The 9483-nt window shown below is 52.3% G+C and carries 9 protein-coding genes, 1 tRNA gene and 1 rRNA gene; 9 read left to right on the top strand and 2 right to left on the bottom strand.

Translation table 11 applies throughout. The annotated features are described in order from the left end of the window. Window positions 1-101: 101 nt before the first annotated feature. The 9 genes from VI01_RS24415 (at window position 102) to VI01_RS24375 (ending at window position 9052) form a co-directional block, all read left to right on the top strand. Complete coding sequence (locus VI01_RS24415; RefSeq protein WP_045816979.1) at window positions 102-344, top strand: YhdT family protein; 243 nt, start codon at window positions 102-104, stop codon at window positions 342-344. Further along, a complete protein-coding gene (gene panF / locus VI01_RS24410; RefSeq protein ID WP_038644357.1) occupies window positions 334-1779 on the top strand; it encodes a sodium/pantothenate symporter in 1446 nt (481 codons plus the stop codon). The genes VI01_RS24415 and panF overlap by 11 nt, the downstream gene beginning before the upstream one ends. Before the next feature lie 11 nt (window positions 1780-1790). Further along, window positions 1791-2672, top strand: a complete 882-nt coding sequence (prmA, locus tag VI01_RS24405) for a 50S ribosomal protein L11 methyltransferase (protein WP_045816978.1) — start codon at window positions 1791-1793, stop codon at window positions 2670-2672. 395 nt (window positions 2673-3067) lie between these two features. Next, entirely contained in the window at window positions 3068-4033 is a 966-nt protein-coding gene (dusB, locus tag VI01_RS24400) for a tRNA dihydrouridine synthase DusB (protein WP_038644355.1), read from the top strand. A gap of 24 nt (window positions 4034-4057) precedes the next feature. Beyond that, window positions 4058-4354, top strand: coding sequence for a DNA-binding transcriptional regulator Fis (fis, locus tag VI01_RS24395; protein ID WP_003855228.1), 297 nt, complete (start codon window positions 4058-4060; stop codon window positions 4352-4354). 541 nt (window positions 4355-4895) lie between these two features. Beyond that, window positions 4896-5921, top strand: a complete 1026-nt coding sequence (locus VI01_RS24390) for an amino acid ABC transporter substrate-binding protein (protein ID WP_034830184.1) — start codon at window positions 4896-4898, stop codon at window positions 5919-5921. 66 nt (window positions 5922-5987) lie between these two features. Continuing rightward, entirely contained in the window at window positions 5988-7166 is a 1179-nt protein-coding gene (locus VI01_RS24385) for an amino acid ABC transporter permease (RefSeq protein ID WP_034830186.1), read from the top strand. Window positions 7167-7181: 15 nt separating this feature from the next. After that, the gene (locus VI01_RS24380) at window positions 7182-8282 is read left to right on the top strand and encodes an amino acid ABC transporter permease (protein ID WP_045816977.1); all 1101 of its coding nucleotides are present in this window, start codon (window positions 7182-7184) and stop codon (window positions 8280-8282) included. Window positions 8283-8290: 8 nt separating this feature from the next. Then, window positions 8291-9052 carry an amino acid ABC transporter ATP-binding protein gene (locus tag VI01_RS24375; protein ID WP_034830190.1) on the top strand — a complete coding sequence of 254 codons (762 nt, stop codon included), beginning with the start codon at window positions 8291-8293 and terminating at the stop codon, window positions 9050-9052. Window positions 9053-9222: 170 nt separating this feature from the next. On the opposite strand, the gene rrf is transcribed toward VI01_RS24375, so the two are convergent. Both rrf and VI01_RS24365 read right to left on the bottom strand, forming a co-directional pair. Continuing rightward, window positions 9223-9338 (bottom strand): 5S ribosomal RNA (gene rrf / locus VI01_RS24370). A 36-nt stretch (window positions 9339-9374) separates the two neighbouring features. Beyond that, window positions 9375-9450: transfer RNA gene (locus tag VI01_RS24365), tRNA-Thr, on the bottom strand. Between the last annotated feature and the right edge of the window lie 33 nt (window positions 9451-9483).

Below are 9483 nucleotides of genomic sequence, written 5' to 3'. Positions count from 1 at the left end.
GGAGAAAAAACTCGGCCTGCACGAGAAGTAATCGCAGCGCAGAGCAAACAAAGGCCGGTTAATCCGGCCTTTTTCATTTTTGTTACCTTTGAGGTTGCATAATGGATTGGCGTTTTTTACAAGCGAACAAAGAGGCGCGCTGGGCATTTTATCTGACGCTGGCGTATCTCGCCGTCTGGGGCCTCAGCGCCTGGCTGGGCGGCAATGAGAGCGGAATCACCGGATTACCGCACTGGTTTGAGCTCTCCTGCATTTTCGCCCCGCTGCTGTTTATTTTCCTTTGCTGGTTGATGGTTCGCCTGTTGTATCGCGATATGTCGCTGGAGGATCAAGATGGACAGTGAAATCATTCTGCCTTTGTTAGCCTATCTGGTACTGATCGCCGGATTGTCGGTGTTTGCGATGCGCAAACAGCGTCAGGGCAATTTCCTCACCGAATACTTCCTCGGCAGCCGTTCAATGGGTGGCTTTGTGCTGGCCATGACTATCACCACCACCTACATCAGTGCTAGTTCGTTTATTGGCGGGCCGGGTGCTGCCTATAAATATGGTCTTGGCTGGGTATTGCTGGCGATGATTCAGGTGCCGGCGGTGTGGCTCTCGCTCGGTGTACTAGGGAAAAAATTTGCCATTCTGGCGCGGCGCTACAATGCGGTGACATTGAATGACATGCTGTATGGCCGTTATGGCAGCACACTGCTGATTTGGCTCTCCAGTATTAGCTTGTTGGTGGCCTTTGTTGGTGCGATGACCGTGCAGTTCATTGGTGGCGCGCGTCTGCTGGAAACGGCAGCAGGTATTCCCTACGACACCGGCCTGCTAATTTTCGGCGGCACTATTGCGTTGTATACCGCGTTTGGCGGCTTCCGTGCCAGCGTACTCAACGATGCGATGCAAGGTCTGGTGATGCTGATCGGCACCTTCCTGCTGCTTTTCGCGGTGATCCATCAGGCAGGCGGACTGGAAACGGCCGTGACCAAGCTGCGCACTATTGATCCACAGCTGGTCTCCCCGGAAGGCGTAGGCAATGTCATCAACCCGACTTTTCTCAGCTCCTTTGCCGTATTGGTGTGCTTTGGCGTGATTGGCTTACCGCATACTGCGGTGCGCTGTATTTCGTATAAAGACAGTAAAGCCATGCATCGCGGCATCATTCTGGGCACCATTGTCGTGGTGATTCTGATGCTCGGCATGCATCTGGCGGGGGCGTTAGGTCGTGCCATTCTGCCGGATCTCACTATTCCGGATCGCGTGATCCCGACACTGATGATCACCGTGTTGCCGCCAATGGCCGCCGGCGTGTTTCTCGCTGCACCGATGGCAGCGATCATGTCGACGATTAACGCGCAGCTGCTGCAATCCTCCGCTACGCTGATCAAAGATCTCTATTTGCGTATTGCACCACAGCACAGCGAGAATGAATCGCGCCTGCGGATGCTATCCGGCACCATCACTTTCGTGCTGGGCATATTGCTGTTACTGGCGGCATGGAATCCACCGGATATGATTATCTGGCTCAATCTGCTGGCCTTTGGCGGACTGGAAGCCGTGTTCCTCTGGCCGCTGGTATTGGGACTGTATTGGGAGCGTGCTAACTCGACAGGTGCTATCAGCGGCATGGTGGTCGGCGCGGCTTGCTATACCTTGCTCGCCAGCCTGAACATTGAACTATGGGGCTTCCACCCTATCGTTCCCTCATTGACCTTAAGCCTGCTGGCCTTCGTGGTGGGTAATTTGTTTGGCAGCACGCCTGAAGCGCGTCACGCTGCAGTGAAATAAAGAGAAACGCTATGCCTTGGATTCAAATCAAAATTAACAGTACCGGCGAAAATGCCGAGCCGCTCAGCGATGCGCTGATGGACGTGGGCGCCGTCTCGGTGACGTTTCAGGATACCCATGACAACCCGGTTTACGAACCGCTGCCGGGTGAAACACGCTTATGGGGCGATACGGATGTGATTGGTCTGTTCGACGCCGAAACCGAGATGGACGATGTGGTGGCTGAACTGAGTCAACATCCACTGCTGGGATCGCATTTCCATCACAAGATCGAGCAGATCGAGGATAAAGACTGGGAACGTGAATGGATGGATAACTTCCACCCGATGCGTTTCGGTGAACGTTTGTGGATCTGCCCGAGCTGGCGGGACGTGCCGGATCCGAATGCCGTCAACGTGATGCTGGATCCTGGCCTGGCGTTTGGTACCGGCACCCATCCGACCACTTCGCTCTGTCTCACCTGGCTCGATGGGCTCGATCTGCAAGGCAAAACCGTGATCGATTTTGGCTGTGGATCCGGCATTCTCGCTATAGCCGCCCTCAAATTGGGCGCGTCGCAGGCTATCGGGATTGATATTGATCCACAGGCTATTCAGGCCAGCCGTGACAATGCGGAGCGCAATGGCGTTTCTGATCGTCTGTCGCTCTATCTGCCGCATCAACAACCTGAAAACCTGCAAGCTGATGTCGTTGTCGCCAATATCCTCGCAGGCCCGCTACGTGAACTGGCGCCGCTGATTAGCGTATTGCCAAAAGCGGGCGGACATCTGGGATTATCAGGCGTATTAGCCAGCCAGGCCGAAGGGGTGTGCGAAGCCTATGTTGAGCGCTTCGAACTTGATCCGGTGGCGGAAAAAGAGGAGTGGTGCCGTATTACTGGCGTGCGTCGCTAAGCTTGATCACCGGCTGGCTTCGCTGGCCGGTTTGCTGTCTGGCCACCCTAACGGTGAAAGGGATTCACTCTCTGCAGAAAAGCCGCAAATCTGCTACCTAAAAGCAACTAAATTAGTACATTTAATAATCACATCGCCGTCATTTCTCTGGCTAATTACCGAATGTGGCGGTTTTTATGTTGTGTTTTTGGGCGTGATTTAAGAAAAACTTTTGCTCACAATTTCATCATAAATTTTTAATATACTGAATTATATAGATTATTAGTTGTATCATTGCTGTTAAGGTCGATTCCCTTGCCGATTGACGGCGAATTGTTCAAAGTTTGGCCTTTCATCTTCGTTAAAAAATGCGTAATATACGCCGCCTTGCGAACAGTTAGGGTCACTTCTTTTTCATGCGCATTGGACACCATCAGCTACGTAATCGACTCATCGCTGCACCTATGGCTGGCGTTACCGATAAGCCATTTCGCACCTTGTGTTACGAGAACGGCGCGGGTATGACTGTCTCCGAGATGCTGTCATCAAACCCAGAAGTTTGGGCCAGTGATAAATCCCGTTTGCGTATGGTGCATAGTGACGAGCCTGGAATCCGTGCCGTGCAAATTGCCGGTTGCGATCCTGATGAGATGGCTGCTGCCGCGCGCATAAATGTGGCGTCTGGCGCGCAGGTTATTGATATCAACATGGGCTGCCCGGCTAAGAAAGTGAATCGTAAGATGGCTGGCTCAGCACTGCTGCAGCATCCGTCACTGGTGGAGTCCATCCTCCGTGCGGTAGTGAATGCGGTTGATGTACCGGTTACGCTGAAGATTCGTACCGGCTGGGACAAAGAAAATCGTAATTGTGTAGAGATTGCCCAATTGGCTGAACGCTGTGGCATTCAGGCTCTCACCATTCATGGCCGCACGCGCGCCTGTTTGTTTGAGGGGCACGCTGAATACGACAGCATTCGGACAGTTAAGCAGAGCGTTTCCATTCCGATTATCGCGAATGGTGACATTACTGACCCGCATAAAGCCAGAGCGGTGCTCGACTATACCGGAGCCGATGCTCTGATGGTTGGTCGCGCTGCTCAGGGAAGACCGTGGATCTTCCGGGAAATCCAGCATTATCTGGACACAGGGGAGCTGCTGGCACCGAAGCCGCTGGCTGAAGTGAAGCAAATGCTGATTGGACATATACGGGAACTGCACGACTTTTATGGTCAGCGCAAGGGATACCGTATTGCTCGTAAACACGTTTCCTGGTATTTGCAGGAAAGTGCTCCTGATGACCAGTTTCGGCGCACATTCAACGCCATAGAGGATGCCAGCGAACAGCTGGAGGCGTTGGAGGCATACTTCGAAAATCTTGCGTAAACGAAATAAAGAGCTGAAAGAACTATGTTCGAACAACGCGTAAATTCTGATGTACTGACCGTTTCTACCGTTAACTCACAGGATCAGGTGACGCAAAAGCCACTTCGTGATTCGGTAAAACAGGCACTGAAGAACTATTTTGCTCAACTGAATGGTCAGGATGTAAGTGATCTGTATGAGCTGGTATTGGCTGAAGTTGAGCAGCCTCTGTTGGACATGGTGATGCAGTACACCCGTGGCAACCAGACCCGTGCAGCTCTAATGATGGGTATCAACCGTGGTACCCTGCGTAAGAAGCTGAAAAAATACGGCATGAACTAATTGTTCTTTGCTGCGCTAACGCCAACCCTCGGGTTGGCGTTTTTGTTTGTGCCTCACCAATAGTTTCACTACGTTAGCAACGGATGAAACAATTGTCGCGGATATGGTAACGATAGTTGCAATTGCATCCGTGATATTTTGTCTCTCTTACCGCACGTCTTTTGCCCCTTTTTAGCGCCAGCTTTGTGCGTCATAACGCCCGCCATGCCGCTTTCCCAGTGATCCTGCACTGTTTCTACCGTAACCCTGCAAACGCATACATTTTATCCTGAGTGATGGCTCACACTGCTTCCATATAGTGAAACTATTTGCACTATTTGTGATCGCGTCGTCTCGTCATGCAGCCTTTTGGTGCGCGATAGTAGCCAAAATTTCTGGATGCGTCCTTTTATTAAAAGATCTTTCCAGTGAATTCAGGATTCTGCAAACCTGGCATTACCTTTGCAGAGTCGTGGATGGCTAACCGCCTCAGACAGAAAAAAGCGCACATTAAAGTGCGCGCAAACATAACAACACACGATCTCGCCACACAGGATGCTTTATGAAAAAGATGATGCTTTCCACCCTGGTCGCTGCAGCCTCGCTGTTCGCCGTTACTCAACAAGCGCACGCAGGCACCACGCTGGATGCCATTAAAAAGAAAGGTTTCGTACAGTGCGGTATCAGCGATGGCCTGCCAGGCTTCTCCTACGCTGATGCCAGCGGCAAATTTACCGGAATCGACGTGGATGTCTGCCGCGCTGCTGCGGCTGCGGTATTTGGTGATGCCAGCAAGGTGAAATACACCCCGCTGACGGCTAAAGAGCGTTTCACTGCGCTCCAGTCTGGTGAAGTTGACATCCTGTCTCGTAATACCACCTGGACCTCTTCACGTGATGGTGGCATGGGCTTCTTGTTCGCTGGTGTGAACTACTATGACGGCATCGGCTTCCTGACCCATAAGAAAGCGGGCCTGAAAAGCGCCAAAGAGCTGGATGGTGCCACCGTCTGTATTCAGGCCGGTACCGATACTGAGCTGAACGTGGCTGACTACTTCAAAGCCAACAAAATGCAGTACACGCCAGTGACCTTCGACCGCTCGGATGAGTCAGCGAAAGCGCTCGACAGTGGCCGCTGCGATACCCTCTCTTCTGACCAGTCTCAGCTGTATGCACTGCGTGTGAAACTCGGCAAGCCAGACGATTTCATCGTGCTGCCAGAAGTGATCTCTAAAGAGCCGCTGGGTCCAGTGGTACGTCGTGGTGATGACGACTGGTTCACCATCGTTAAATGGTCTCTTTACGCCATGCTGAACGCAGAAGAAATGGGCGTGAGCTCTAAGAATGTTGATCAGATGGCGGCTAAGCCAACTACTCCGGATATGGCTCACCTGTTGGGTGCAGAAGGTGACTTCGGTAAAGACCTGAAACTTGATAATAAATGGGCTTACAACATCATCAAACAGGTCGGTAACTATCAAGAAGTGTTCGATCGCAACGTGGGTAAAGACAGCGCACTGAAAATCGCGCGTGGCCAGAATGCACTCTGGAACCAGGGCGGCATCCAGTACGCTCCACCAGTACGCTAAGTCTGTTCTGCCAGTCGGGCACCGCACCCTGCGGTGCCCAAGCGTTTTCTTCACTGAGGTTTCAACATGTCACAACGCCCAACCGTAAAGAGGGATTTTTCGTTTGGTAATCCTACGGTTCGCGCCTGGCTTTACCAGATCATCGCGATTGTGGCCGTGCTTGCTGTAGTGGGATATCTGGTCCACAACACAGTAATCAACCTGGCCAACCGCGGCATCACATCCGGTTTCGGATTTCTTGAGCGCAATGCCGGTTTCGGCATCGTCCAACACCTGATCGATTACACCGAAGGCGATACTTACGCGCGCGTGTTTATGGTGGGGTTGACCAACACCCTGCTGGTTTCTGCGCTCTGCATTGTGTTTGCCTCCATCCTGGGCTTCGCTGTGGGGCTCGCACGCCTGTCTGAAAACTGGCTGCTGCGTAAACTCTCGACCATCTACATCGAGACGTTTCGTAATATCCCACCGCTGCTGCAGATCTTCTTCTGGTACTTTGCGGTATTGCGTAACCTGCCAGGGCCACGTCAGGCACTCAATGCGTTTGATCTGGCGTTTGTCAGTAACCGCGGTTTGTATATTCCGTGGCCCGAGTATGCGCCGGGCACCTGGCCATTCCTGATTGCACTGGCACTGGCCATCCTCGGCAGCGTTGCGCTTTTCCGCTTCAACCGTAAGCATCAATTAAAGACCGGCCAGTTACGCCGCACGTGGCCCGCCGCTGCAGGTTTGATTGTGCTGTTACCACTGATTGCACACACATTGTTTGGTGCCGCAACGCATTGGGATGTACCAGAACTGCGCGGATTCAACTTCCGTGGCGGCTTTGTGATGATCCCGGAGCTGGCGGCGCTAACGGTGGCGCTGTCTGTGTATACCTCATCGTTCATTGCGGAAGTGATTCGCTCCGGGATTCAGTCCGTGCCGCACGGTCAGAATGAAGCAGCTCGCTCACTGGGTCTGCCAAATCCTGTCACGATGCGCCAGGTCATCATTCCGCAGGCAATGCGCGTGATCATCCCACCGTTAACCAGCCAGTATCTCAATATCGTTAAGAACTCATCATTGGCGGCGGCCATTGGCTATCCCGATATGGTGTCGTTGTTTGCCGGTACCGTGCTGAACCAAACTGGCCAGGCGATTGAAACTATCGCGATCACCATGGCGGTCTATCTGATCATCAGCCTGCTCATTTCACTGCTGATGAACCTCTACAACCGCAAAATTGCGCTAGTTGAGCGATAAGAGAACGGGATCATTATGTCTGTTACCACACACGATACATCGCCTGCACCCAGCAATCCCTTAGGGAAAGCCTGGCTGTGGGCGCGCAAAAATTTGTTCTCCAGCTGGCTGAATACCCTGCTCACGTTGTTCAGCTTCTGGATTATCTGGAGTGTGATTCCACCGGCGCTGGAGTGGCTGATTTTCCAGGCCAACTGGATTGGCGAAACACGTGCAGATTGCACCAAAGCAGGTGCATGCTGGGTATTCATCCACGCACGTTTTGGCCAGTTTATGTATGGACTTTATCCGCACGAACTGCGCTGGCGCATTAATCTGGCGTTAGTGGTTGGCTTAGTGTCGATTATTCCCATGTTCATTAAGTCAATGCCACGCCGTGGTCGCTATATTGCCTGCTGGGCGGTGATCTACCCGATCGTTGTCTGGCTGCTGATGTATGGCGGCTATCTGGGGCTGGATCGCGTGGAAACCCGCCAGTGGGGCGGCCTGACGCTAACGCTGATTATTGCCTCAATTGGCATCGCCGGCGCACTGCCGTTGGGGATTCTGCTGGCGCTGGCTCGTCGTTCAAAAATGCCTGTGGTTCGCACCCTGTCAGTCATTTTCATCGAGTTCTGGCGCGGTGTACCCTTGATTACCGTGCTGTTTATGTCATCGGTGATGCTGCCGCTGTTTATGGCTGAGGGCACAACCATCGACAAGCTGGTGCGTGCGCTGGTTGGGGTAATTCTCTTCCAGTCCGCTTATGTTGCAGAAGTGGTGCGTGGCGGCCTGCAAGCGCTGCCAAAAGGGCAGACTGAAGCAGCAGAATCACTGGCACTCGGCTACTGGAAAACGCAGATGCTGGTTATTCTGCCGCAGGCACTCAAGCTGACCATCCCCGGATTAGTGAATACCATCATCGCACTGTTTAAAGATACCAGCCTGGTGATCATCATCGGCCTCTTCGATCTCTTCAGTAGCGTGCAGCAAGCCACCGTTGACCCCACCTGGTTGGGTATGTCGACCGAAGGCTATGTGTTTGCTGCCATGGTTTACTGGATTTTCTGTTTTAGCATGTCGCGCTATAGCCAGCATCTGGAGAAGCGCTTCCACACCGGGCGTAAATCGCACTGAGGTTTTACATGACACAAATTATGACTAATGCGGCTGACGCCATGATGATTACGCTCGAAAACGTGAATAAATGGTACGGTCAGTTCCATGTTCTTAAAGATATTAACTTACTGGTGAAACCCCGCGAACGCATTGTTCTTTGCGGGCCTTCGGGATCCGGGAAATCGACGACTATTCGTTGCATCAATCATTTAGAAGAGCATCAACAAGGCCGTATCGTAGTAGATGGCATCCATCTTAATGATGATGTGCGCAATATTGAGCGTGTACGCACCGAAGTCGGCATGGTATTCCAGCATTTCAATCTGTTCCCGCATCTTACTGTGTTGCAAAACTGCACGTTGGCACCGATTTGGGTGCGTAAGATGCCGAAGAAAGAAGCGGAAGAGTTAGCGATGCATTATCTGCAACGCGTGCGTATCGCGGAACATGCCCATAAGTTTCCAGGACAGTTGTCAGGAGGGCAGCAACAACGTGTGGCGATCGCGCGTTCGCTGTGTATGAAACCGAAAATCATGCTGTTCGATGAACCCACCTCAGCACTCGATCCAGAAATGGTGAAAGAGGTTCTCGATACCATGATTGGTCTGGCAGAAGATGGTATGACGATGTTATGCGTGACGCACGAGATGGGCTTTGCGCGTACTGTGGCGGACCGGGTGATCTTTATGGATCGCGGAGAGATCGTTGAGGAAGCGCCGCCGCAGGAGTTCTTCGCGAATCCTAAATCAGAGCGTACACGCGCCTTCCTTTCTCAAGTTATCCATTGATATTCAATGAGCTACTTAAGCCTCTGCGCAATCTGGCAGAGGCCTTTTTACGACCGTAATATTATTTCGCATTAACTCATTTCGACGTTTTTGGCGAATCTTGAGCCTGGTTGCGAGTTTTAAACATACAAAAAAGCCCTGAACTTTCGTTCAGGGCTTCTGTGTTTGATGCCTGGCAGTTCCCTACTCTCGCATGGGGAGACCCCACACTACCATTGGCGCTACGGCGTTTCACTTCTGAGTTCGGCATGGGGTCAGGTGGGACCACCGCGCTAAAGCCGCCAGGCAAATTCTGTCATTTACCGAACTCACGCTTTAAAACTGGTGCTGATACCCAGAGTCGAACTGGGGACCTCACCCTTACCAAGGGTGCGCTCTACCAACTGAGCCATATCAGCACACTTTAATTTGATGCCTGGCAGTTCCCTACT

Source organism: Pantoea sp. SM3, from assembly GCF_000963995.1.
Taxonomy (GTDB): Bacteria; Pseudomonadota; Gammaproteobacteria; order Enterobacterales; family Enterobacteriaceae; genus Pantoea; species Pantoea rwandensis_B.
Note: the sequence above shows the minus strand (reverse complement) of the source record. Positions and strands in the feature narration are given on the sequence as shown.